Source organism: Shinella sp. HY16 (assembly GCF_028534175.1).
GTDB lineage: Bacteria > Pseudomonadota > Alphaproteobacteria > Rhizobiales > Rhizobiaceae > Shinella.
Window position 1 is genome coordinate 43371 of the sequence record NZ_JAHYXL010000005.1, and the last position, 25067, is coordinate 68437.

General features: G+C 62.5%; 22 protein-coding genes. 9 read left to right on the top strand and 13 right to left on the bottom strand.

Features of this window, described 5'->3' with window-relative positions; translation table 11 throughout:
• Nucleotides 1-42 precede the first annotated feature (42 nt).
• From K0P03_RS30615 to K0P03_RS30625, 3 genes are read right to left on the bottom strand one after another with little or no spacing between them, the layout of a single operon-like run.
• Nucleotides 43-1272 carry an RNA polymerase sigma factor gene (locus K0P03_RS30615; RefSeq protein ID WP_272791592.1) on the bottom strand — a complete coding sequence of 410 codons (1230 nt, stop codon included), beginning with the start codon at nucleotides 1270-1272 and terminating at the stop codon, nucleotides 43-45.
• A 23-nt stretch (nucleotides 1273-1295) separates the two neighbouring features.
• On the bottom strand, nucleotides 1296-1658 hold the full coding sequence (locus tag K0P03_RS30620) for a YciI family protein (RefSeq protein ID WP_023513379.1): 363 nt from the start codon (nucleotides 1656-1658) through the stop codon (nucleotides 1296-1298).
• A gap of 10 nt (nucleotides 1659-1668) precedes the next feature.
• Nucleotides 1669-2061 carry an MAPEG family protein gene (locus tag K0P03_RS30625; protein ID WP_272791593.1) on the bottom strand — a complete coding sequence of 131 codons (393 nt, stop codon included), beginning with the start codon at nucleotides 2059-2061 and terminating at the stop codon, nucleotides 1669-1671.
• Nucleotides 2062-2417: 356 nt separating this feature from the next.
• Between K0P03_RS30625 and K0P03_RS30630 the strand changes: the two genes are divergently transcribed.
• Nucleotides 2418-3374: a phosphotransferase family protein gene (locus K0P03_RS30630; protein ID WP_272791594.1), complete on the top strand. Its 957-nt coding sequence runs from the start codon at nucleotides 2418-2420 to the stop codon at nucleotides 3372-3374.
• A gap of 206 nt (nucleotides 3375-3580) precedes the next feature.
• Here the strand turns inward: K0P03_RS30630 and gcvA are convergent, their stop codons facing one another.
• Nucleotides 3581-4456 (bottom strand): transcriptional regulator GcvA, encoded by an 876-nt coding sequence (gene gcvA / locus K0P03_RS30635; protein WP_272791595.1) that lies wholly within the window; start codon nucleotides 4454-4456, stop codon nucleotides 3581-3583.
• 180 nt (nucleotides 4457-4636) lie between these two features.
• On the opposite strand from gcvA, the gene K0P03_RS30640 reads away from it, so the two are divergent.
• The 3 genes from K0P03_RS30640 to K0P03_RS30650 all read left to right on the top strand — a co-directional run bounded on the left by K0P03_RS30640 (nucleotide 4637) and on the right by K0P03_RS30650 (nucleotide 8196).
• Nucleotides 4637-6073 (top strand): amidase, encoded by a 1437-nt coding sequence (locus K0P03_RS30640; protein WP_272791596.1) that lies wholly within the window; start codon nucleotides 4637-4639, stop codon nucleotides 6071-6073.
• A 157-nt stretch (nucleotides 6074-6230) separates the two neighbouring features.
• Nucleotides 6231-7475: an MFS transporter gene (locus tag K0P03_RS30645; protein ID WP_272791597.1), complete on the top strand. Its 1245-nt coding sequence runs from the start codon at nucleotides 6231-6233 to the stop codon at nucleotides 7473-7475.
• Between the two features lie 550 nt (nucleotides 7476-8025).
• A complete protein-coding gene (locus K0P03_RS30650; protein WP_165909401.1) occupies nucleotides 8026-8196 on the top strand; it encodes a hypothetical protein in 171 nt (56 codons plus the stop codon).
• A 15-nt stretch (nucleotides 8197-8211) separates the two neighbouring features.
• On the opposite strand, the gene K0P03_RS30655 is transcribed toward K0P03_RS30650, so the two are convergent.
• On the bottom strand, nucleotides 8212-9552 hold the full coding sequence (locus tag K0P03_RS30655; RefSeq protein ID WP_272791598.1) for an apiosidase-like domain-containing protein: 1341 nt from the start codon (nucleotides 9550-9552) through the stop codon (nucleotides 8212-8214).
• 27 nt (nucleotides 9553-9579) lie between these two features.
• The gene (locus K0P03_RS30660) at nucleotides 9580-10776 is read right to left on the bottom strand and encodes a glycosyltransferase family 4 protein (protein WP_272791599.1); all 1197 of its coding nucleotides are present in this window, start codon (nucleotides 10774-10776) and stop codon (nucleotides 9580-9582) included.
• 200 nt (nucleotides 10777-10976) lie between these two features.
• Here K0P03_RS30660 and K0P03_RS30665 point away from each other — a divergent pair, with 200 nt between their 5' ends.
• The 4 genes from K0P03_RS30665 (at nucleotide 10977) to K0P03_RS30680 (ending at nucleotide 15621) form a co-directional block, all read left to right on the top strand.
• On the top strand, nucleotides 10977-12191 hold the full coding sequence (locus K0P03_RS30665) for a polysaccharide pyruvyl transferase family protein (RefSeq protein WP_272791600.1): 1215 nt from the start codon (nucleotides 10977-10979) through the stop codon (nucleotides 12189-12191).
• Nucleotides 12192-12335: 144 nt separating this feature from the next.
• On the top strand, nucleotides 12336-13808 hold the full coding sequence (locus K0P03_RS30670; protein ID WP_272791601.1) for an oligosaccharide flippase family protein: 1473 nt from the start codon (nucleotides 12336-12338) through the stop codon (nucleotides 13806-13808).
• 3 nt (nucleotides 13809-13811) lie between these two features.
• Nucleotides 13812-14783 (top strand): glycosyltransferase family 2 protein, encoded by a 972-nt coding sequence (locus K0P03_RS30675; RefSeq protein ID WP_272791602.1) that lies wholly within the window; start codon nucleotides 13812-13814, stop codon nucleotides 14781-14783.
• A gap of 166 nt (nucleotides 14784-14949) precedes the next feature.
• A complete protein-coding gene (locus K0P03_RS30680) occupies nucleotides 14950-15621 on the top strand; it encodes a class I SAM-dependent methyltransferase (RefSeq protein WP_023515873.1) in 672 nt (223 codons plus the stop codon).
• Nucleotides 15622-15783: 162 nt separating this feature from the next.
• On the opposite strand, the gene K0P03_RS30685 is transcribed toward K0P03_RS30680, so the two are convergent.
• From K0P03_RS30685 to K0P03_RS30710, 6 genes are all read right to left on the bottom strand, one after another.
• Entirely contained in the window at nucleotides 15784-17040 is a 1257-nt protein-coding gene (locus K0P03_RS30685; protein ID WP_272791738.1) for a polysaccharide biosynthesis/export family protein, read from the bottom strand.
• Nucleotides 17041-17052: 12 nt separating this feature from the next.
• On the bottom strand, nucleotides 17053-19239 hold the full coding sequence (locus K0P03_RS30690; RefSeq protein WP_130518806.1) for a GumC family protein: 2187 nt from the start codon (nucleotides 19237-19239) through the stop codon (nucleotides 17053-17055).
• 25 nt (nucleotides 19240-19264) lie between these two features.
• Nucleotides 19265-19975 (bottom strand): response regulator transcription factor, encoded by a 711-nt coding sequence (locus tag K0P03_RS30695; protein ID WP_050746376.1) that lies wholly within the window; start codon nucleotides 19973-19975, stop codon nucleotides 19265-19267.
• Nucleotides 19976-20166: 191 nt separating this feature from the next.
• On the bottom strand, nucleotides 20167-20820 hold the full coding sequence (locus K0P03_RS30700; RefSeq protein ID WP_023516403.1) for a PIG-L deacetylase family protein: 654 nt from the start codon (nucleotides 20818-20820) through the stop codon (nucleotides 20167-20169).
• A complete protein-coding gene (locus tag K0P03_RS30705; RefSeq protein WP_023516402.1) occupies nucleotides 20817-21629 on the bottom strand; it encodes a glucose-1-phosphate cytidylyltransferase in 813 nt (270 codons plus the stop codon). Before K0P03_RS30705 ends, K0P03_RS30700 begins: the two co-directional genes overlap by 4 nt.
• Entirely contained in the window at nucleotides 21626-22921 is a 1296-nt protein-coding gene (locus K0P03_RS30710; protein ID WP_050746372.1) for a class I SAM-dependent methyltransferase, read from the bottom strand. The genes K0P03_RS30705 and K0P03_RS30710 overlap by 4 nt, the downstream gene beginning before the upstream one ends.
• Nucleotides 22922-23207: 286 nt before the next feature.
• Between K0P03_RS30710 and rfbC the strand changes: the two genes are divergently transcribed.
• Complete coding sequence (gene rfbC, locus K0P03_RS30715; RefSeq protein ID WP_272791604.1) at nucleotides 23208-23738, top strand: dTDP-4-dehydrorhamnose 3,5-epimerase; 531 nt, start codon at nucleotides 23208-23210, stop codon at nucleotides 23736-23738.
• Here rfbC and K0P03_RS30720 read toward each other — a convergent pair.
• Entirely contained in the window at nucleotides 23730-25061 is a 1332-nt protein-coding gene (locus tag K0P03_RS30720) for a DUF4910 domain-containing protein (protein WP_272791605.1), read from the bottom strand. The genes rfbC and K0P03_RS30720 overlap by 9 nt on opposite strands.
• Nucleotides 25062-25067: the final 6 nt, after the last annotated feature.

The window sequence follows — 25067 nt, forward strand, 5'->3', positions numbered from 1 at the left end:
TGCAGGGGGAAGCTGACCGAACAGCTAATTGTTGCGCTTCATTCAGATGGCAGGGTTGGGACGGCGGTCCGCCAATTCTAGCCCTTCCAGCAATTTGCGCAGCAACAGCCGGTCTGCCTCTCGCTCTGCCCCTTCGATAGCGGCCAGCCCGTTGCGGCGCGCCTCGTCCCGGGCGCCGGCACGCGCATAGACAAGGGTCGCTGCGGCATGGAAGGGCTGGAAGCCGTCGAGCTCAGGTCGCAGCGCCGCGATTTCTGCCTGAGCGGTTTCGACAAGGCCGGTCTCGGCCAGGGCCACGGCATGGTTCAGCCGCACCACCGCAGTCGGCTCCATGGTCATGAGAACCGTGTAGAGCTGCAGGATCTGTGGCCAATCCGGCCCCGGATCGGCCATCTGGCAGGCGCTGATCGCAGCCTTGATCTGAAACGGGCCGGCGCGCCGGCGCAACAGGGATGTGTGGAGAAGAGCCCGCCCTTCATCGAGGCTTTGCCTGTTCCACAAGGCCCGGTCCTGTTCGCCGGGCGGCACGCTTGCGCCATCGGTGCCGATCCTAGCGGCGCGTCGGGCGTCGGTCAGCAACATCAGTGCAAGGGCGCCTTCGATCTCGGCCTGATCCGGACGCAGGATCAGGAGCAGACGGCAGAGAAAGATCGCCTCGGCGCAGAGGTTGCGCGGCTCGTCCGGGCCGGTCGTATAGCCGATAGTGAAGATCAGGTAGATCGTGGTCAGAACCGTTTGCAGGCGGTCGTCCCAATCCTCAGGCCCCGGTACTGCGAAGGGGATGCCCGCCATCGCGATCTTCGACCTGGCGCGGCTGAGCCGCTGGCCCATGGTCGGCGCCGTATCCAGAAACACCCGCGCGATCTCCTCGGTGGTCAGCCCGCACACGGTTCGCAATGTCAGGGCCACGCGCGTTTTTTCTTCCAGTGCCGGGTGGCAGCAGGTGAAAATCAGCCGCAGCCTTTCGTCGGGAATATCCTCTGTCACCTCGTCGGTATCGAGGATGGTGAGCTGCGCCAGCGCCGCTTCGCGCTTTGCGCCGCGCCCTTCTGCCCGCAAGCGATCCAGAGCCTTGCGCCCGGCCACCTTCAGCAGCCAGGCGCGTGGCGATTCCGGCACGCCAGATCGCCCCCAATGGAGGAGCGCGGAAATTCCGGCCTCCTGCAGCGCATCCTCGGCGCGCTGAAAATCGCCGAGGCGCGCGACAAGCGCTGCCATGAGCCGCCCCCGGTCCTCACGCATCACCACGGATAGGGCGCGCGTGACAGTCATGGCGTGGGGGGCGGCTCCTGCCATCAGAGATTGGCGGGGTTGTAGGACATCAGCGGCCGGACCTCGATCGTGCCCCAGGCGGCGACCGGCAGCAGCGCCGCGTAGCGCAGCGCGGCGTCCAGATCGGGGACGTCGAGTATGTAGTAGCCGCCCAGATGCTCGCGGGTCTCGGCGAAAGGACCATCCATGGTCTCGACCTTGCCGCCGCGCAGGCGCAGCGATGTCGCCGTTTCGATCCCCTGCAACGCTTCCCCGCCGCGCAAAACGCCATCGGCGTTGGCTCGGTCGTTGAAGTCGGAGAACCCCTGCATCATGGCCTGGAATTCCGGTGTGCCGTAAACAGGTTCGGCGTCGGGCGATGTATAGATCAGAAGCATGTACTGCATGGAACTCTCCTCAGAGGCCGAAGGACGTGAAAACAAGGCAGACCATGGCGTTCAGCGTGGCAAGCAGGCTGGCCGTATTGCCGATGATGCGCAGAGGGTGCGCTGGATTGGCTGCAGTGAGCCCGAAGGGGTGGACCAGCCGCCCGATCAGAAGCAACGCACCCGAAACATGCAACCAGATCGCATCGGCCTTGTTGCCTTCGGCGATGATCATCAGGATCAGCACGATCGACACCCATTCGACGAAGTTACCGTGCTGTCTGATCTTCTCGTGCAGGCCGGTGTTGCCCGCATCGCCGATGGAAACCTTGAGGTTCGAACGGGTCGTTGTCACACGGAACCACAGGACAACATACAGGGCGGCAAGCGGCAGCGCGTAAAGCGCCGTAACTTGAAAAAGCATAAAATTTTTCCTCATTTGTGTTGCGACAGGCCAAAGACGCCGCCGACCCGGCCGATTTCGACATCCCTCCATCAGGCAGGTATTCTTTTTTTGATTTTTCCCACCGGGCGCATCCGGATAGAAGCTATCGCACAAAGGGGCAAGAGGCGTTCAGGGGGCATTTCACGTCAACCGTCGGTAGGTGCCCATTGCTGCCACTGCATGCTTTGTGATTGCCGCGGCATCCCAGCTTCGCGGTAAACAGCGGTGCCCAGCTACGCCTCTCCATCGGTGGGACAGTGCGATCATCGGCGGCGCCAGAAGCGATGCGACCGTCCGATTTGCATCCGTTTCGATTTCCGCTCATACAGCCTCCAATGGATGAGATCGAGAAAGAGACCACACGTCCGGCCTGTGTGGAAAAACCCGCCAGCCGGGAAAATCCATTGGGCAACCGGACCGATGGCGGGCTGCCCGCGCATCACGCCCTCGACGCGCTGTTTCTGTCTGAGATCACCGAAACTCTCGGCATGCCGGCGGGCACGCCGGCCACTCTGCTTGGGGCGGGGCAGAACAATCTCGTCTACGACGTCGGGGGTGAACTCGTTCGGCTACCGCGCCATGCGACAGCGGAAAACGAACTTGAGCGCGAGGCGCGCGTGCTTGCGGTGCTCAAGCCATTGCTTCCGGCGCCGATACCGGCCCTGAGGGTGTGTCGGAGCGGACAGAGGGTGTTTTCAGTCCATCCCCGAATTCAGGGTGAACCGCTTTCGACCCTGCGGGTTTTGACCGACGAACAGCAGCGTGGGCTGGCCGCGGATCTTGGCGGTTTCCTGCGTGCCCTGCACGCGGTTCCAGCCGCCCTTCTGCCCGATCTTGCAGGGGCATTGCCTTCGATGGAGTGGGATGACTTGCGTTCGCGGTGCGAAGCGCTTGCCTTCCCCCTATTGGCCCCGAGGGCAGTCAGCCGCTTGCGTCGGGCGTTCGACGATTTTCTGGCCGTTTGCGATGCACTGCCGCGCTCTGTCCTGCATGGGGATTTCGGGACAGGGAACATTCTCATCCATGAAGGCCGCCTCTCCGGTGTGATCGATTTCTCCGGGTGCGATCTGGGTGATGAGGCCTATGACTATGCCAGCCTGGCCGCGGGGCTCGGCGATGCCTTTGTCGATACGATGCTGAACCGTTTTCAAATGGGAGAGGGATTCCGTGACCGTATGCGTTTCTACCGGCTCACCTTTCCCTTGCTCGACATTCTGCATGGTGTCGAACATGGCGACCGGGAAACGCTGCATGCCGGCGTGGAGGCGTTCTCGGAGGCGAATTTGCTCTGAGGTCAGGCCTTTGGCGCGGCGGGCTTCCCGGTTTCGGCGGCATGTACTGGCAACGGATTGTTCGAGCATCTGGCGGCAGTGATGCCGTGCCCAGCGGCGACCTCGCAAAGCGTACTGCGACCCTCGCCCCCTGTGCGGCTATCTGCATGATCGCATCACGTCGACGGTGCTGTCGATGATCTATAAGAGAACCCGGTCCCTTTTGATTATGCGTTCAAGATCCAGTCCCTGAACGCCGAAATCTTCGGCTGTTGTTGCTTGTTGTCGGGGCAGATGAGGTAGTAGGCAAAATCCTCCATATTCACGGCAGGAGACAATTGGACCAAGCGGCCATCTCGCAGTTCGTCTTCAACCAGAGCTGCCGGCAGAAGCCCTGCACCCTGGCCAGCAAGGATCGCCTTTAGCAGGAGCCCGCTGTCATCGAAGGACGGGCCGCGCGCTGCCATCCGCTCGGGCACACCGTGCGTTTCAAACCACAGGTTCCAGCCCTTCCGTTCGGCATCGTGGACCTGCGGCCAGTGCGCGAGGTCCGATGGTCGGCCAGGAAGCCCCAGCCGCTCGACCAGTCCAGGCGTCGCCACCGCTGCCACCTCAACGGTGACGATACGATCGCTGCGAAGCCCGGGATAGCGGCCCAGCCCGTGCCGGATCGCGACATCCACTTCCGAACGAGAGAAGTCGACGAGTGCGTTGCTGGTGACGATCTGGAGATCAATGTCGGGTTGGATCTCTCGAAAGGATGACAACCGCGGAACGAGCCAGGCCGACGCGAAGAAGGGCGTGGCGCTGACGGTGAGCAGCCCGGAGTCCCGCTGAGCTGCGATCCGCTCGGATGCGTCTGCGATTTGGCGGAATGCATTGCGTATCGAAGGCAAATAGTCATGCCCCGCGTCGGTCAGATAGATTCCCCGTGTCACCCGCTCAAAAAGCCTCACCCGCAGGTGTTCTTCCAGAACCTTGATCATCTGGCTGACCGCTCCCGGCGTCACGCACAGTTCCTCCGCCGCGTGCTTGATTGAGAGGTGGCGAGCAGCAGCCTCGAACGCTTTGAGCGCATTCAGCGGCGGTAAACGGTTCATCATAGCTTAGATTATATAACTCGTATGCGTTAAATATTCTGGTTTGCCTGTATACGAAAGACAACATAACTCTGGCTACTGTAGGGTGTCAATTCAGCAATCGAGCTGGCCTGTACGCTATAAATTCTAAATCATAGAGATGGTGCGCCTCCGGGCGCGCAATTGGAGAAAGGGCTTAGGCATATGTCTTTCAAGGTGGAATTCTGTGATCTGACGGAGGTTGGGGAACTCATCGCCCGGCGGGTGGTCACCTCGAGGGAGGTCACGGAAGCGCTTCTGGCGCGCATTCAACGCTTGGACGGCAGATTGAGGACATATGCCCGGGTCCTGGACGACCGGGCGCTCCGTCAGGCGGAAGCGGCCGATCGGGAGATCCGGGAGGGCGTGCACCGGGGGCCGCTCCACGGCGTTCCCATCGCAGTAAAGGACTTGTGCTGGACCGAGGGCGCGGCAACTGCCGGCGGCACTGTGATCCATGGAGATTTTGTTCCGACACACGATGCGACCGTCGTGCGGAAATTGACGGAAGCAGGCGCAGTGCTGATCGGCAAGACCCAGCTCACCGAGGGGGCGTATTCCGACTACCATCCGTCGATACCGCCGGTGTGCAATCCCTGGAACAGCGCGTATTGGGCAGGCATCTCCTCCGGTGGATCGGCAGCCGCCACCGCAGCCGGCCTATGCTTCGGGGCGATTGCCTCCGATACCGGCGGGTCGATCCGCTGGCCCTGTGCAGCCAACGGCGTCAGCGGCCTCAAGCCGACCTGGGGCCGCGTCAGCCGCCATGGGACGTTCGACCTCGCGCCGTCGCTGGACCATATCGGCCCAATTGCCCGAAGTGTCGTGGGTGTAGCAGCCATTTTCAAAGCAATTGCCGGGCACGATGTCGATGACCCGACGACAAGCTCTCGCCCGGTTTTCGACTATATGGCCGACACGTTCGCAGACGTGCGCGGCAAGCGCATTGGCATCGACCGAAACTGGAATGGTGACGACGTCGATGTCGGGACAAAGGCTGCACTGGCCGAAGCGTGTGCGGTCTTCTCGGATCTCGGAGTCGAGATCGTTGACGTCTCTTTTCCGGATGTCCGCCAGATCGTCCTTGACTGGACGCCGAATTGTGCCGTCGAGGCGGCTATCGTCCATGAGGCGGCCTATGCGCTCCACAAGGAACAATACGGCCCCATTTTGTCATCCGTCGTCGAGGCCGGGATGGCCGTTTCAGGGATGGACTATCAACGCATACTGCTCCGCCGAGCCGCCTTCCGCGGGCAGGTCGAAGCTCTGCTGTCTTCGGTCGACGCTGTGCTGACCCCCATCCACCCATTTGCACCGCTCACGCTGAAGACGATCGCGACACTTGGCGAGCAACCCGAACTGATCGCCAAGCTGCAACGCTACACTTGCCCTTTCAACATGAGTGGGCACCCGACACTTGCGTTCCCCGGAGGGGTCTCGGCGGACGGCATGCCAATCGGCCTTCAGCTGATCGCCGCCGCATTCGATGAGAGCTCGCTTCTGGCGCTCGGCGCGGCGTTTCAGGGCTGGACGGAATGGCATCGCCGTCGCCCGGATCTCGATGACGGGCTGGCCGAAAGTCACGTCGCAGGAGCAGCGTGATGAGCATGTTCGACGAAGCGGCAGCATGCCTCCCCGGTATGCCTGGTTTCGCATGGCCCGAAATGCGCAAAGGCGCGATCCGTGGTCGGTTTGAGATTGCGCCGAGGCATCGGCCTCTCCACGGGCTTCTGCGCGGCGCAGCCGGCGGAGGGCTCTCGTGATCTCCCCAAAACAGTCTTTCGTGCTCTTCTACGGCTGGTTCGTCGTCGCTGCAGCCTTTGTCATAACCTTCGTCGGCTTCGGAAGCGCCTATACGTTCAGCTCATTTCTTCAGCCGCTTCAAGAGGAGTTCGGAGCATCCCGTGGATCGGTATCCCTGGTCTTTTCGTTGGCGGGCTTCCTCTATTTCGCGCTCGGTGTCGTTTCCGCTCCGCTCGCAGATCGGTACGGTGTGAAGGTTCTTTCCGCAATCGGAATGATGCTTGTTGGACTGGGCCTGCTCATGGCCGGGCGGGCGCAGACCATTCTACAGGTCTACGCAGCCTACAGCATCGGCATTGGAGTGGGCGTCGGCAGCGCCTATGTGCCGACGCTTGGGGCCGTGCAGCGCTGGTTCGTCAGTCGCCGTGGTCTTGCCTCCGGCTTTGCGGTCAGCGGCATCGGGATTGGTACTCTCGCGCTGCCGCCGTTTGCGACGTGGCTGATCTCGGGCTTCGGCTGGCGCAGCGCGTACACGACGCTGGGTGTCATTGCGATCGTTCTCGGCGTGTTGGCGGCGTTCGTGATGGAAGACGAGCCGGCACGTCGTGGACTATCGCCCGATGGTGCCGATAGCATCCGAAATGCCGGTTCGCCGCAATCGGGCCACGATATGTCCGTGGGGCAAGCCGTCCGGACGCGGCGCTTCCATGCGCTGTATCTCGCATCGCTCTTTGGTGCGTTTGGGGTGTTCGTCCCCTTCGTTCATCTGGTGCCCTATGCGATCGACCATGGCGTTTCGGCGGCGGTTGCAGTGTGGCTGCTTGGTGCCATCGGCATCGGCAGCACGGTCGGCCGCTTCTTCCTGGGCGGCATAGCGGACCGGATGGGCAGGGAGACGTTCCTGATCGCCATGTATATCGGCATGGCTTCCTCTCTCGCGATCTGGTCCGTTGCTGCTTCTTTCGGTCTGCTCCTTCTGTTCGCGCTCATTTTCGGCCTCTTCTATGGCGGCTGGGTAGCAATCCTGCCAGCTGTCGTTGCCGATCTGTTTGGCGCGCGCCAAGCCGGCCGCATCATCGGCGTTCTCTATACCAGCGTTGCCATAGGCACGCTCGCTGGGCCGAGCGCGGCGGGCTTCATCTACGACTTCAGCCAGAGTTACTTCATTCCCATCGCAGTCAGCGCCGCATCAAATGTCGTCGCTGTGGTTGTCACGGCAATGGTGGCCTACCGGGAGGCTGCGCCGGGAGCACCTCTGTGAAACAGCCTGTGCGGCCGGTGTCTATAGCGGACGAAACCGGCCCCACGCGCTATTGCATTCATTCTTCAACGGAAGCCGACTGTCACCCTGCCGCCGCTGACGTGGGCTTGACCGCGCGGGCACGCGTGGCCGCTTTCAATGGGAAACAGGGGTCTTGGTTTTTTACGGAAATGGCAGGCTACCGGCGAGCACAACCGGGACTCCTGCCGCAATCGCCCTGCTTCCCATCGCCAGACGCTCCAGAACGGTTCTATTCCGGACAGAGTCTCCCAGGGTATCGCGAATCCTCCCCTGTAAACCATTTGGCTAGGGCCGGGACCTTTCAGCCACGTTGCCTCGATGCATGAGAGTTCTACGATGGGGCCTGGTCAGTGATCTGGCCCCCTGCCAGACGCATCGGCTGGGCGGAACCGTGCCGGCAGCCCCTGATCCCCATCCTTGCCGACACGGTGGGGGAGACCCCGAGGCGCCCCCTGTCCTCGTCCTCCGGGTCTCCCTCACGCCCTGCGCGACTGTCAGGTCCAACTGTCCTCTCCGGAAGGGATCTCTCATGGAAAAGGTGAAGGAACGAAAGATCGTACCCGCCCCCACGCAAGGCACGGCGGACACGACAGTCGAAAAGACAGGCAAAAGCGTTGCAACGCTTGCAGATCTCTTCCATCGCTATCGGCGCGAAGGCTGGAGCGACAGCGAGATCGAAATGGGTATCGCCGGCCAGTAGTGCGGGTTGGTCCTGTCAGCGTGAAGCACCATTCCTTATTAGAAGAAGCCAGTCGCTGGAGCCGGAGGCGTTCTGTGAGGACGGCGCCTGCAGCCGGTGGATACCCGTGTCCTTGTCCAGCGGGACGGATCGGCTGAGCGCGCCGGTAGACGGGTCGTACCATTCGGCGACCGGATCCGGGACCGTAAGCCCTGGCGCATCGACCTCCACGGAGACCGCATCATAGAGATAGGCCACGGCGAACGATGCGTCGTCTGCAAGGGCCGAGATCGCGGTCGCTGTGGGCAATCCCTTGGCTTTGAGGGCGAAGCCCCGGTCGGCAGGCTGCAGTTTCCACCAGTCTAGGCGTTCGAAAAATGCGGCAAGATGGCCGATGCTTTGCGCGCCGTCGCTCGCGAGCGCCTGCCGCCAGCCCGCCGGGGCGTCATAGAGGCCGGGTCCGCCAAAATGCCAGACGGGATTGTTGCCATAGATCTGACCGCTTGCGCCCGACAGCAGCGCGCCATAGGCGATCTTGCGGATTTCCGACGCGCCGACGCCATGTTCATTTTCGTAGCGGGATTCGATGAGGAAAAACGGTCGGCGCGGCCCGGAGCGATGGCGTGCCAGAACCGCCGCGGCCACATCGCCATAGGTGTAGACGGTGTCGAGCTTCAGCCAGTCTGCACCCTGCCAGTAAAGGCTCGTCGTCGAGTCGCGATCCCCGTGCACGGTCTGGAGGGCACGGGGATTGCCCGTCTCGATGCCTGAGGCCAGGGCTTCCACGAGGCGTTTGTCGGGTGGATCATAGTCACCGCCCTGAACCCAGATGATGTTCGGATAACGGGCAAAACGCGCACCGACATAGCGGCCATAGGCTTGCAGCGCCGCTGGACCGGCCGCTGCCACTTCACCGTACCAACCCTGCGGGCCGCCATTGGCACCAAGATAGGCGGGCGCCAGAAGAACGAGCATGTCGGCGCTCAGCGCGATATCGAGCATACGTTCGGCCGCCGCGAAATAGCGGTCATTCGGCCTGGTGAAGTTGCCCGGTTCGAGAAAGGGTGCGACGCCCTCGATGTTGTTGGGCGCGTTCCGGGCGAATTCGTGCTCTATGAGTGAGACCAGCAGGGTGTTGAAGCCGCGCGCCTTCCGGTCGGCGATGTAGGATTGCGCCTCTTCCGGCGAGAGGTCCGCGATCATCGACCAGGCCGAATCTCCCGTGATGAGAAACGGTTTTCCCGTCTGGTCTTCGAGATGGAGGCCGTTCGGCGCGAGGCGCAGTGGAAACCGCACATTCTCCGCATCGACTGTACTGGCCGGAAGCAGGAGGCCGGCAAGCAGGCCGGCGCCGAGGGCAAGACGGAGGAGATGCATGGCGGATCCTTTCGAGGAGGATATCGGTCACAGTCGCTCACGGACGAGGCGCAGCCAGTTTTTCACCGGAGCGGGAAGGTAGGTCCGCAAGCCCGGGCGCAGGCCGGGCGGCAACGACCAGTTCTCGATGGGGAGGGATGGGGCGATCGGCGGAGGATTCGATGCAGTCTTGCGCAGTGCCTCGGCATACCGCATCGCCATGCGCTCCACGGTGAAGCTTCGCGCCACCTTGCGCCGGGCGCCAGCGGACAATTCTGCAAGGCGCAGGCGATCGCCATCGAGGGCGTAGACGAGGTCGGCGGCCTTCCTCCGGTCTCCGATGGGAAACAGAAGACCGTCGTGACCGTCGTCGACGACCATGTCCGTGACGCCGCGAAGGGCGGAGGCGATCGGCACGCAGCCTGCTGCCATGGCCTCCAGCAGGGTCATGGGTAGCCCCTCATAGCGTGACGGCATGAGAAGGATGTCATGGCGTGCCATCAGCGCCGGCACGGCCTGGAGGCCGACCGATCCCAGAAACTCGACTCGCGGCGAGGCGGGCAGGGCCGATCGGAGGCGGGGGAGGTCCGGACCATCGCCTGCGATCGTCAGCCGCGCGGTGCCGGGGGATCGCGCGAAAATCTCCGGCAGCCACAGCACCCCCTTCGAGGCATCCTCGATCCGACCTAGGAACAGGAGGCGAAGGCCTTCTCCCTCGAACCGTGATGCGCGGTCCTGCAACGGAAAATCGCTCAGCGAAACGGCGTTCGGAATGACAAAGGTGCGGCCGGCGGGAAAACCATGGCGCTCGACGAGATCATCCCGGGCACGGCGGCACACGCAGATGGTTGCGTGCACATGCGGTGCGATGGCGCCGGCCGCGGCATAGGTGCCGGGCGTGATGTTGTGCACGACCATGAAACGCAGGATTTCGGGCGGCAGGTAACGCACGATGTTCGTCTGGAGGCGATCGCTGAGGACATTGACAATGACCCCATCGAACCCCCCTGCCAGAATGGCATCGGTAAGACGGCGGGCTGTTTCCCGGTCATCCGTGAAAGCCTCGGTGTCGATCCCGGCGCCCAGATCTGCGGCATCTGCAAGAGCTGGATCGATGTTGCCTGTCTTGTGGCAAAGCCCGAGCCAGCGGAGCTCGATGTCGTACGGCGCGAGCCCCCTGCGAAGCTGCGTGAAAACGGTGTAGGTACCGCCGAGATGCGGGAGAACGAAATAGGCGAGCTTCATGGCCAACCCCCTGCATTCTTTGTCGTCGCACGGCGGAGACATTGGAATCCGCCCGTTCGAACCGCCATAGCCCTCCTTCGCGACAACGCCCCGCCGATCTACCTCTTCCGGATGAGGCTGCGGTACGAAGGAGGGCGTTTTCCACTCTCTGCCCGGGCGCGATAATCCTGCCGCTATCGCGCTCCGGATGGGACCTACGGATGAAAATCGGCCTGCTGGGACAGTTCGGCTCCGGAAATTCCGGCAATGACGGCTCGCTGGAAGCCATGGTGCGTTTCCTGCGCCAGGCACGCCCTGAGGCGAAGCTGCTGTGTATCTGCTCCAATCCGGCAAAGGTTCATGACGATTTTGCGCTCGACGTCGTCAGCATCCGGGGGCAGAAGCCGTCGGCGGACCGGGTTACGCGATCGACCGGCGCCAGGCTCTGGCGCGTGCCTTCCCGGCTCGGAAGCATGGTTGCCATTTTCCAGGCGCTTGCCGGGGCCGAGGTCCTCGTCATCCCCGGCACGGGCATTCTTGACGATTTCCAGGAGACGCCGTTCGGCTGGCCTTTCATCCTTTTCTGGTGGTGCTTCGCCGCCCGCCTGCGCGGCATCCGCATCGCCTTCGTGAGCATCGGCGCGGGGCCGATCCACAACGCGCTCAGCCGCCGGTTCCTGAAGGCGGCCGTGCAGATGGCGGAATACCGCTCCTACCGCGATGATTTCTCGCTCCATTATGTCAGGGATCTCGGCGTGGACGTGTCTCGCGATCTTCGCTTTCCCGACCTTGCCTTCGGATTGCGTGCCCCGACCCATGATCCCGTCGTGGATCGCCGGCCGGCCCATGCCGCCGTCGGCGTCGGGGTCATGCACTATCGTGGCTGGAAACGCGGGCAGGCCGACGGGGAAGCAATCTACCGCAGCTATATCGCGAAGCTCTCGGCGGTCATCGGCCGGCTTCTCGACGATGGGCGGCGGGTACATCTTTTCATGGGGGACAAGGCGGACGAAACCGCACTGGACGATATCTTCCACGGGCTTGCACCGCGTCCTTCTGGAGTGAGCCACGCCTTTGTCTCGGTGGCACGCACGGCCTCGCTGGATCAGGTGATGGAGGAACTCAAGAAGGTCGATATCGCCATTGTTTCCCGCTACCACAACCTGCTCTGCGCCCTAAAGACGGGCCGGCCGGCCTTCTCGCTCGGATATGCACAGAAGAACGATGAGCTGATGGCGGCGTTCGGCCGTTCGGCCTTCTGCCAGCATATCGAGGATTTCGACGTCGAGGTCCTGATCGGGCAGGTACGCACCGCACTCACCGACCTCGACGGCGCCCGCAAGGAAATCGAACAGCACAACGCCGCCATCCGCGGCGAGCTTTCCCGGCAGGGAGAGCTTCTCCTGTCGGGCGTATTGAAGGAGCGATTGGCCTGACGGTCGACCGCGCCAGGCTCAACGGACGGCTGCGCGTGCCGGGCGTGCGCTCATGCCGCCCGTGATTGTTGAATGAACCGGCACGGGGTGCCGTTGTGAAAACGTAGCGCCGCCCGCCCGCCGGCGCCGGAAAGCGTGATCCGTATGGTTCGCCGCGCATACATTATGGCATCGCTGGAGCAATACCTCGGCCTGCTCGTCAATTTCGCGGTCCTTGCGACTGTGGCGCGGCTGCTCACGCCCGGCGAGATCGGCGAGGCGGTCACGGGGCTGGCCATCGCCGTGGTCGCCTTCTCGACGCGTGAATTCGTGACGGCGGAATTCCTCATCCAGCGCCATGCCATCGACCGCGAGGCTGTGGGCACATCTCTGACGCTCCAGGTGCTCTGCAGCGCCGCCGTCGCCCTCGGTCTCGGTCTTGCCTCCGGACTTGTCGCCGGTTTCTATGGCACGCCCGATCTCTCCTTCTTTCTGCTGCTCGCTGCCGTCGCGGGCTTTGCAGAGGCCGTTGCCCAGCCGGTCATCGCCATCCTGCGCCGGAACATGAGCTTTGGCGCACTTGCGGTGATCCGCACTGCCGTCTCTCTCGTCAACGGACTGACGACCATTCTCCTTGCTGCCCTCGGCTTCGGTGCGATCAGTTTTGCCTGGGGCCTCCTGGCGGGTGCGATGATGCTCGCTGGTCTCTCCGTCGCGCTCTCGCCCGTGCCGGCCCGGACGTTCCTTCGCCCAGGCCTTTCGCGCTGGCGGGAGGTCCTGACTTTCGGCTCGTTCAAGGGCGCGGCGCTGGTGGTGGAGCGTATCCAGGAAACCGTTCCGCAACTGATCCTTGGCCGGCTCACCTCCATGACCGCCGTCGCGCTCTACAACCGCTCGAACGCTCTTTGCGGCGTGCCGGACCGTATCATCATGTCCGCCTTCTACAGCATGGCCTTTCCGGCACTCGCAAACAGCATCCGGGAGGGGTATGACATCGAGAAAACCTATCTTCGTGTGCTGGCCTATCTTTCGGTGCTCTATTGGCCGGCCGCCATCATGGTTTGCCTTCTCGCGCCGCAGATTGTCCGGATCGTGCTCGGCCATCAATGGGAGGAGGCCATTCCGGTCGTGCGGCTCCTCGGCCTTTCCGCCGTCTTCTGGGCGCCGGCAATCGTCACGGGGCCGCTTCTCCTGGCGCTTGGCCAGAACCGCGACGCCTTCCTTGCCAGCCTGATTTCGCGCGTCTTCGCCGCGTCCGTCCTCTGTGCAGCCAGTCTCCACGGTGTGATCGCCATGGCGCTCAGCCAGTTCATCGCCCTGCCGGTTCAGACGGCGGTGGGCTTTTTCTTCGTACACCGTCATGTCCGCTTTTCCCTGCGCGCCCTCGTTGCGGCGTTTGTGCCGAGCGCCATCGTCACGGCTTTCGCCCTTGCAGGCCCGCTGACGCTTCTCGTCCTGAACGAGCAGCCGCGATCGGACCTCCCGTCCTTCGCCACGGCCGCTGTTCTTGCCGCTATTGGCTGGCTGGCCGGGCTGCATCTTGCCCACCATCCCTTTCTGACGGAAATACAGATCGCGGCGCGCCTTGGCCGCAGTCGTATCGAACGGCTGCGGCGGCTCCTCGCCGCAGGGGCCTAGGCTATGACGAGCGTCGATATCGTCATTCCCAACTACAATTACGGCCGGTATCTCGAAGCCTGTGTGAAAAGCGCATTGGCGCAGGACGGAGCCGTGGTGCGCGTCCTTGTCGTGGACAACGCCTCGACCGACGACAGCGTGGCGATCGCCCGACGCCTCGCCGCTGCGGACCCACGGGTTGAGCTGCTGCTTCGCCCGGAAAACCTCGGTCCCCATGCTTCCTTCAACGCCGGCATAGACTGGGCGCGTGCCGACTATTTCCTTCTGCTCTTTGCCGACGACGTTCTTGTGCCTGGCGCACTCCGGAGGGCAATTGCGGCCATGGAGAAGGACCGTTCGCTTGCCTTCTGCTATGGGCAGGCCGTTGCGATCCGTGACGATGCGCCGTTGCCCGAGATCAGGGTGCAGCCGCTTTTCCCTCCGGTGGAGCTGATGTCCGGCCGCGCCTTCATCGAACGGTTCTGCGATCTCGGCGTCTTTCAGATACCAGGTCCTTCCATTCTCGTGCGTACCAGCGTGCAGCAGCGCACCGGCCACTATCGCACCTCTCTTCCGCACAGCGACGACTATGAGGTCTGGTTGCGGCTCGCCATGCACGGCTCCGTCGCCGCGCTCGATTGCGTGCAGGCCGGAATCCGTACCCACGCCGCGAACCGTTCGACAGACCTTTGGACGCACCAAAGCCTGCACGTCCTCCACACGGCCGCGGCGGCGGAGAGTTTTTTCCACCACGAGGGCCGCTGGCTGGACGGGGCCGAAGCGCTGCGCAAGCGCGCCAGGCGCGGCATCGCCCAGCGTGCCTACTGGTCGGCAGTGTCCCATGCCCTGCAGGGGAATGCGGAGGCCCTGCGATTGCTGAGGATCGCCTTTCAACTCTCCCCCTTCACGGCTCTCGTACCTCCTCTCGGTTATCTCCTCCGGCGCCGCGATATGATGCCGCGTGTGCGTTCGCTCCTCGCCCGGGCGTTGCGCTAGCGCCGATTGGGACAAGTTGCCTGCGATGCCTGTGCACAGGGGTAGGCCGCCTATACGTTCGGTGGAGGTTCTACCCCATACAGGCGCGTTAACACCGCCGGAACGGCCCAATATAGTGTTTGTTGCGGGCGTTCGGCCTGTCCGGCCTTGCCTCATGGGGGAGAAGATGACTGTTTCCGATGCAGCAGCCGTTGCCGAAAAGAACACCCACTACGACAAGTCCTATTTCGACAAAACGTTCGAGCACCAGCGCTACGCGGCCTATTTCGATCGCCTGAAGTTCGAGAGGTTTGTCGGCCCTTCGGATCGCGTGATCGATTTCGGCTGTGGTGGCGGCTACATTCTTTCCGGTCTCAACGTCAGGGACAGGGCTGGCGTCGAGATCAACGAGGCAGCCGCAGCGGTGGCACGCAAGAACGGCATCCAGGTTTTCGACAGTCTCGAGAAGATCGAGGAAGGCTGGGCCGACGTCATCATTTCCCATCATGCGCTCGAACATGTCGATGACCCGCTGAGTACGGTGCGGTTGATGCTCACCAGGCTCCGTGCGGGAGGCAGGATCGTGCTCGTGACGCCGAGCGAGTCCTTCAAGATGCGCTACCGTGAGGACGATCCGAACTTCCACCTGTTCACATGGTCGCCCGGCAACCTCGGCAATCTGCTGAAGCGCGCAGGTTTTACGGAAATCAGCGCGGTGCCCGTTCATCACCGCTGGCCGCGCTACTGGTGGCTTGTCGGCCCGGTTGTCGGCAAGAGCGTCATGAACCGCATCTGCACCGTCTACGGACGACTTATGACAGGGATCAGCCAGGTTAGGGCGATCGGCTACAGGCCTTGAGCAGATCGCCGTTACGGTTTTCCTTCGAAATCGATTGGGTTGGCCCACCGGCACTTTGTCTAAGTCCGACGCAGGATTATCCAGTCTGAAACGCCGCCGCACAGCCCGTCGAGGCAGCGTGTGGTGTCCTTTCCAGGTATTGGAAGCGGTTTGTGTCCAGGCTCATCGCCGGGCGATGTTTGCCTCGTCGAGGATGATGCTCACGCGAAGGATATCGCCTGCCAGGATCGGGTCGGTCTGGCCGACTTCGACTTCCTGATAGTTGCCGTCAAGCATCCGGATGGCGGAGAAGCGGAAGGCGACCTGCCGGCTGCCGTCCTTCTTCTGCAGAGCGATGCCGGCCTCCGCCATGGCCTGAATGTTGTAGGCCATCTTTCGGCGCAGACGCAGGATGTCGATGTTCACCTCGCGCAGATCCGCTGCGGCCTCACTGCGACGCTGGCCGCGAAGCGATACGAGGCGGCTGTCGATCAGCGTCAGGTTCTGGCGTGCCCGCGCGAGGAACGAACCGAACTCCAGGACATCGCGGTTGGTGGCGGATATTTCCCGTTGCTTCTCGCGTAGCTGGGTTTTCGAGGTGAGGCCGCGCTCCACCATCGCACTTGCCACCTTGACGTCCTCATTGAGCAGGGCAAGCTCACCGTCGCGCAGCTTGCCGCTCTTTTCCAGCGTGTCGATCTCCTCGACATAACCAACCTTCTGCCGCGCCAGGCTGTTCAGCTCGGCATCGAGCGATGTGCGCCGCATCTCGAACAGCGTGCGCTCCGCTTCCACGACCTGCTGGACGACGCGGGCATCGGGTGTTCCGATATCGTCATTCGCCAGATAGGCGAAAGGCCGTCCGTTGAGTTCCGCTTCCAGGCGTGCCCGTTTCACGTCCTGGGCGAGAAGCTGTACACCGAGATCGGCATATTCCTGCCTGAGGCCGGCAAGGCGTGTAGAGCCACTTTCACCTTCCGCCAGCGCCTCCTTTTGTCCGCCGCCGAGTGCGAACAGTTCGAGCGCGATCATGCCCGGGTGAAATTCGTATTTGCCTGGTTTCTGCACCTCGCCGACGATGTAGACGGGCGCATAGTTCTCCACCACCACGGCGACGGAGAGGTTGGCGATGTGCACCTTCAGCCCGTCATCAATGGTGGCGCGGACCTGCTCGATGCTCTTTCCCGTCACGGGGAGATTGCCCAGCAGCGGATAACCGATCGTGCCATCCGCACCGACCGGAAAGGAGCCGCTCAGCCCCGTATCGCCATAGACGGTGATACGCAGCACGTCGCCATTTCCCACCGGATATTCGGCGCCGATCGCCGTGTCCGGCCCGTTCGAAACGACGAGCAGCAGTGCGCCAAGAACCGCAGCCAGACGGGTTGCGCCTCGCCGACGGCCGGCGGCAGTGGGAATGGCCTCTTGCGCCTTCAGCATCTGTTTCAAGCCTCACATTCCGGCGATGGACGGCATGTCTACGGCCGCATCGCTGCGTTTTCTGCCTTCGTTTGCAGCCTGGAGATCCGCGGTGGTGCTCGCCCGACGGTTCAAGGTGCCGCGCGAGGCCTCGTTGATGACGAGCCCGTCTACAACGACGCCTGCCGCCGCGGCCTTGCGCAGGCCGTTCATCGCCTGCAGGGAATCACCGCCGGCCGGTATGACGAAGATGGTTGCGTCGACGAGGGCCGAGACGAGCAGCGCTCCCGATCCGCTCCCCACCGAGACGGAATCGATGACGACCGCGTCATAGGTCTGCTTGAGCGTAGAAAGCAGCCGGGCGAAGGCCTCGTGGCCGAGGATATGCTCGACGGGACCTTCCGCCACGCCGGCGCAGACGAGATCGATGCCGGATACCGCGTCATGGCGCAGGACATCGTCAAGTAGGACGCTATCGCGCGCGGCAACGAGGTCAACGACGGTGCGGCCGGGCTGGACGGAAAACTCCCGCGCTACGGCGGGGGCCAGAAGGTTTGCGTCGAGCAAGACGGTCCGTAGCCCCGTTGCCGCCAGCGATCGGGCAAGACAGGAGGCGATGAAGGTCTTGCCTTCACGAGGGCCCGCGGATGTCACCGACACCGTCAGGGCGTTGCCGGCGCGGGCAGAAAGCCGCAGGCGCCCCTGCAGATCTGCCACCGCGTGGGCGAAGGGCGTATGGCCCTGGCAAATCAGCTTGGCCATGCCGGCGCGCTGATGCTGCGACAGTTCCGGAATGCGCCCGACGATCGGCACGCCGCTATGCCCTTCATAGGCGGTCGACCGGCGCAGGAAGGCGGAGCGCACTTCCAGAAGCACGGCAACGAGCAGCCCGCCGGCGAGGCCGAAGACGATCCCGGCGAGCAGCCACGTCGATGCATCGGGGCTTGCCCGCACGGACGACGGCATCGCCTTGGAGATGATGCGTGCTTCCGCCATCGCGATGCCGTCCTGCTCGATCGTCTGCTTGTAGCGGGCAAGATAGCTCTCGTAGATTGCGCGGTTCGCACTCGCTTCGCGATCCAGCTGGTCGGCCTGGACGATTGCCTCGTTCGCGGTGGACATCTCGGTCTGCATCTGCCGGAGGCTGGCTTCCAGACCGGCCTGCTGACGCTTGGAGACCTCGATCTCGTTGCGCAGGCTCTCGACGATCTGGGCCACCTCCACCTCGATCTGCGCCTGGATCGTTTCAAGCTGGGATTTGAGCTCGGGGATCTGCGGGTTCTTGACCGCGCCGCTCTCGCTGATCGTCGCAAGCGAGCGTTTGAGCCGGGCCTCCTCGGTGCGCAATTGCTGGATTGCCGGTGAGTTCAGGACCTCTGACAGGGCGAGGCCGCTTTCGGCCTTGGAAACGTCGAGTGCGGTTTCCAGTCGGGCGCTTGCCCCTGCGACCTGCGCCCTGAGCTTTGCCAGTTCCGTATTCAGCCCGGCGATCTGCTGCGAAAGCAGGGTCGTTCCGCCCGATTTGACGATGCCGGATTTTTCGCGGAACTCGGTCGCCGCATGTTCGGATCGTTCGAGTTCGCTGCGCAGGCTCACGAGACGGGTGCCGAGCCAGTCGCTGACATGCCGTGTCGCGGTCGTCTGCACGTCGACCTGATAGTCGATGTAGGCCTCCGCATAGGCATTGGCGACGATGGCGGGAAACTCCGGGTTGGCGCCGCTGAACGAGATGTAGATCGTATAGGAGCGGCCATCGTTCGCGACCCGCACGCCGGAGAGCAGCTGATCGACCAGGATGCGATCGTCAATGGTCGCGTGGGACCTCGGCTCAGCCGTCGTTGCCGCCGCGGAACCAGCACCGGTCTCTCCCGTCAGGCCAAGACCCTTGGCGACGTCGACGCCAGCCTTCTGGAGTTGTGCCAGGACCTTTTCGCCCATCGATCGCGAACTGATGATGTCGATCTCGGTCCGCAGCGCGGGGCTTTCCTGCGGCAGGGGCGAGACGACGGATTCGGTCGGCAGCGCCTGGAACTTGCGCACATCCAGCGCCAGCACCGCCTCGGCGAAGTAGCGCGACGGCTGGTCCAGATAGCCGACCGTCGAGCTGAATATGCCCGCCGCCAGAAAGGAGAGGATCAGCCATTTGCGCTGCAAGACAAGCGACACCGCCCGAGAAACAGCAAGTTCCTCGGAGACGCCAGGGCTCCCCGACACGATCATGACACTATTCCTGTTGCGGGGCGCTCTAGGCCCGGCCGAGATGATGCTCGGCGTCAGGCAAGAGTTCGCCGACCTTGCACGCGACCTCGGTGCGGTTCGTGGCGCCGAGCTTTTTCATGATGTTCCGGATATGCACCTTGACGGTGCTTTCGCAGAGATTGAGTTCCCGTGCGATCATCTTGTTCGCCTTGCCACGGCGCAACGCCTCGGCGACGGCCGTCTGGCGCACGGTGAAGGCGGAGCGGATCGCCTTGCGGGCGACGAAGCCACCCACGAGACCGCGCATCGCGAGTACGCTGCTTGCCGGCACGAACTGCCCGCCGGCAATCGCCAGCCCGATCGCCTCGATACACACATCGACATCGACGGAGCTTGGAATGAAGCCATGCACACCGAGATCGATGGCCTGCAGCACATGGTCCAGCGCCTGGCTGTTGGAGAGCACCACGACCGGTACCGGCTCCAGCGTCGTCACGAGCTGGGTGATTTCCTGCCGAATCGAGATGTCGCTGATATCGTTGCTGCCGATGTTGATCACCGCAACCCTGAGGGTGCCGAGCGTCGTCTTGCATTGCTGCCAGCTGGCGATGCCCGAGAAGGTGAAGATGCTGATGCCGATCTGATGGGAAATGAGGCTGTTTGCGAGGCATTCCCGGTCGAGGTTCCGCTTGTCGAAAATCGCCAGGTAGTCGTTTGCCGCGTAGGTCTGCGGCGGATAGTCAACTCGCTCGCTCACGGCCTCTCGCCGCTCGACGCCGAGCGAGTTCCGCGATCGAAAGATGTCGATTGACTGCCTCTCCAAAAATGTTTCGTCTTTCGCCATGGCACCCCTCACTAACTACTGGTTCGAAATACGAGCCTTGGTCTGGTTCCGCTTATTCCTCGTTCCGCTTTATTAGCGTTAACGTTTCATGTCGGTGAATCCACCTAAACAAGCGCTAATTTTCTCACTGTGAATGCCTCTGCGAAGAGCGAAGGCGAGCGGCATTCCATTCCGCGCACCCGGGCAACGCCTCGAAACACGTCCTCGTGAAACCAATCCTTCGATCTCTGCGTCGAAAAATGCTCCATGAGCAGCTCGATCTTGCGTTCGATCATTCCTGGCAGCAGCGGCACATAGGTATTGCGCTCGACGAAGTCGCCGTCCCATTTCGGGATTTCGTATTCCAGCACGAAGTGGTCGCGGAAGACGTTTGTGGTCAGTTTGTTCAGCTCCTGATGATCCTGGTGCGCGTCGAAACGGCTGTGCGTGAAGATGACATCGGGCTCCACGCGCTCGCGCAATGCCAGCAGGAACTGTTTTATCTCCCGGCTCTGGCTCGGAAAGTAGCTGTCTTCGAAGCCGCAGACCTCCACGGCCGCGCAGGCAGCGCCCTCGAGAAAGGCAGCTGCCGAACGGCGGGTTTCCAGTGCTCGTTCGGGTGTTGCGCTCATCACGCACCAATGGACGTCGAGCCTCACGCCGGCTGCGATGAGGCCGAGGATCGTGCCGCCTGCGCCGATCTCGATGTCATCGGCATGTGCGCCGAGGCAGAGGACCTTCAACGGGAGCCCGGCAGCGGCCATCGACAGCGTTTTCATGAGCGGCCTGCCATTCGAAGGCTGGAGACCCGGCCGGCCGCCACCTGGCGCACCCACGGCATCTCGCCGCGCTCGACCATTTCCTCCAGCATCTGCCAGTCGCGCAGCGTATCCATCGACCGCCAGAAGCCCTCGTGCTTGTAGGCCATCAGCATGTCGTCCTTGATCAGCCGCGCGAAGGGCTCGAGCACCAGCTCCTCGCCCTCGCGCATGTAGTCGAAGATCTCGCGGCGCATCAGGAAATAGCCGCCGTTGATCCAGATTTCCGACGTGTCCGACGAACGGAACTCGACAACCCGGCCCGCCGGATCGATGTCGGCAAGATGATAGGTCAGCGGCGGCCTGACCGCGAGGAAGCAGGCGATCTTGCCGCTGGCCTCGAAGCGGGCGACCATGTCGTCAAGATCAACATCGGTCAGGCCGTCGCTGTAGTTGGCGAGGAACATTCGCTCACTCATGACATGGTTGCGCACGGCCCACAGGCGCTCACCGATATTACGCCAGATGCCTGTGTCTATCAGCGCCACGCGCCATTGCTCCTGGGCCTCGCCAAGAAGTTCGACCCGCCCCTCGCCGGACACCACGCAGTCCGAAAAGGTTTGCGGGCGGCAATTCAGGAAAAATCCCTTGATGACATCCGCCTTGTAGCCAAGGCAGAGGGTGAAATCGTCATGTCCATAGGAAGCGTAGTACTGCATGACATGACGCAGGATCGGCTGGGTGCCGAGCGGGATCATGGGCTTCGGAATGCTCTCGGAATATTCCCGGATGCGCGTACCCCGGCCACCGCAGAAAAGCACGACTTTCATGACCAGGCCTCCGCGGGATCGATGATGCTGACATCGGGGATGGGGATGATGAACTTCGCGCCCCAGTCGCCGACATGGCGCATCTGTGCGACGATCTCGTCCTTCAGGTTCCACGGCAGGATGAGAATGTAGTCCGGCCTGTGCTGGTCGATCGCTTCCACGGGCAGGATGGGAATGTGCATGCCTGGCGTGAACCGGCCGTGCTTGTAAGGATTGCGGTCCACGGTGAAGTCGAGGAAATCCGTGCCGATGCCGCAATAATTGAGCAGCGTGTTGCCCTTGCCGGGCGCGCCATAGCCGCAGATGCGCCCGCCGCGCTCCTTCACGCCGATGAGGAAATAGAGAAGATTGCGCTTGGCCTTGCGGGCTCTGGCCGCAAACGATGTGTACGCCTCTACCGTATGGAGCCCTGCGCGCCGTTCCTGCCCCAGGAGGTCGGCGACACGGGGACTGATCACGCTATGTGCGCCGGCATGGCCGAGATAGATCCGCAGCGAACCGCCATGCGTCGGCAATTCCTCCACGTCGAAAACCTCAAGCCCGTGCAGCCGCGCAGCTATCTGTACCGTGAGCAGGGAGAAGTAGGAAAAATGCTCGTGATAGATCGTGTCGAACTGGTTGTGTGCCAGAAGCGTCGCGACATGGGGAAATTCCAATGTGATAGCTCCATGCGACTTGAGGATGCGCCTCATGCCGGCAAGGAAGTCATTGAGGTCCGGCACCTGTGCCAGAACGTTGTTGGCGGCGATCAGATCCGCCTGCTGGCCGGCTGCGACCATGTCGTCGGCGAGCCGCTGTCCGAAGAAGGCGATTCTCGTCGGCACGTTTCTCGCAATGGCGGCCTTCGCCACATTGGCGGCGGGTTCGATGCCGAGCACGGGAATGCCGCGCGTGACGAAATGCTGGAGCAGGTAGCCGTCATTGCTGGCGATCTCCACCACGAAGCTGTCGCCACCAAGGCCGAACCGTTCGATCATCGCTCCGCAATAGCGTTTTGCGTGTTCCACCCAGCTCGTGGAGTAGGACGAGAAATAGGCATACTCCTCAAAGATGCTTTCGCGGCTGACATACTCCTCCAGTTGGACGAGCATGCATTCTTCGCAAACCCGGACATGGAGCGGGTAGTATTCCTCCATACGACCAAGTTCATTTTCCTGGCGAAAACTCTCGCAAGGTGGAGACATACCGAGATCAACGACAGTATGGTTCAGTGCCGTTCCGCATAGACGGCAGTTCGGCTTCAAGGAAATCTCAGAAACATACGAAAATGAAGGACTACTCTGAGAGCTCATCTACCGTCTCCACAGAAAGATTCGACAGAATGGGAACGAAAAGCTGAACGAGGGCAGCCTTCCAAATTGAAATCGTCTCTTGGCCCACTGTCAGATTAGGCGAGTGGTACGGCAGTTTCGATACTGCTATGCGAACACGCCCCCTGTCTGAAAGGCGTAGCATTTCGAACGTGTGGTAAGCTTTCCTTAACTATACGCTCACCGGCCGGCCAGAATACGTCGGAAGAAGCACTTGGCAGCACGACGGCGCGCGGCAGGATAGCGGACTCCAGGGAGGAAGGGTGCCATGTTGTTCGCCCAAACTGATCTCGAAGGTGTATGGTTGATCGAGTCGTGCCCCATTGCGGACGAGCGCGGTTCCTTTGCGCGAACCTTCTCCATCGATGAGATGGAGCATCACGGACTCGAACGCCATTTCGTGCAGCACAGCCTTTCCCGCTCGCGAGAAAGACACACGCTCCGTGGCCTTCATTTCCAGGATGAGCCGCATGGCGAGGTGAAGCTGGTGTCCTGTCTCAAGGGGGCGATCTGGGATGTTGCGGTCGACCTGCGGCCGCAATCTCGCACCTATCTCCGCTGGACGGCAGCAGAGCTTACCGAACAAAACATGCGGCAACTCTATATTCCCAAGGGGTTTGCGCACGGTTTCCTGTCACTCACCGAGGATGTCGCAGTCGGCTACCTAATATCGGCCCGCTATGAGCCGACGGCAGGCCGTGGCATCCGGTATGATGATCCGGCGCTCGGTATCGACTGGCCTGCGGCACCGTCCGTCGTCTCGGACAAGGACAGAAACTGGCCGCTGCTTTCAGGGTGATCCGCCCGCAACGCCAAGCAGCCCGCAGGCCTTCAGCCGGGCGGCGGCCTCGGCGATGTCGCGGAAGGAGAGGCCGGACCGGCGGGCGATATCCAGAAGCGTATGGGTGCCATCCGCCAGATTGAGGACCCAGAGGTAGCCCATCGTAACATCCGAGGTTACCTTGTGCCCGCCCGTCGTCGAATAGAGCCCGCGCCGCCCGAGCTGCGGCTCGCCTTTCGGAGAGAGGTTCAGTGGCAACCAGTCCCCCTCGAGAACCTCCACGATATCGAGGATCATCCGGAAGGAGGATGCCAGGTATTGCGGTTGCACCAAGTCCAGGTTGTCGGCCGAGGTATGATATTCCGGGAAGGTACCGAAGGCGCTTCGTTGCAGCAGACCCACCGGAAGATTGAAGCCCGGCGAGCAGAACTGGCGTTCGTCATAGCCGAAGGGACTGAAATCCACCGTTGCCACCCGCTGCCCGTCGCAGCGCACGGCATCGATCACCCGGTCGATAACGGCATTGCCACGGCGGCTGCGCTTGTAGACCGGACCGCCGCCGTCGCCGATGCAGGAGACCACCAGGCCATGGTCGATGCGATGTGCAGCCCCTTCATTTGCCGCCAGCCAGCAGAGTGAGCCTATGGTGCCCGGCGCGAAGAGAAAGCGGTAGCCGAAACGATTGCGCCGCTGCGCCAGCGTTTGCGCCAGACGGGTGAGCACGGCGAGACCCGAGCAATTGTCGTTCGCCAGAGAGGGATGGCAGATATGGGCGGAGAACAGGACCTCGCGATCCGTTTCGCCTGGCAGGAAGACTTCACCATAGGTCAGCGTCCCGTCGGCAAGTTCCGTGTCGATGATGACCTCGTACTCCTCGTCGGGTAGGGCCAGGTAGTCGCGATGGGCCATGCAGAACCCCCAGTCACGGGCGTAGTAGCTGGTGCGGTAGGGAATGAGGTCCGGCTGATCCGGCAGCGTGTGGAGATGCGGCCTCAGCTCCTCCAGCGACAGGCGGCGCGACACCGGCTCGCTGTAGTTCACGAGATGGAGGTTCGAGCTGGCGAAATCCACGATGGTTCGGCCACTGGCGGTGCGCAGAACCGCGCCGCGCACGGTCCATTCCTGCGGCACGATCCAATCAAAGACCTGCGTGCCCGTCCGCACTTCGCGCACCGCGATATCGATATGTTCGGACAGGATGGAGAGGGTTTTGCGCACCCCTTCGCCGGTGATGCTGCGGCAGATCGGAAAGAGCCGGGCGACGAGCGCAAAAAGCGCGCGGCCCGGATCGGCCGTGTCGCCCGGCAAGGCTCCGGGGAGAAATGGTGTGGCCTCACCCATGCCGAT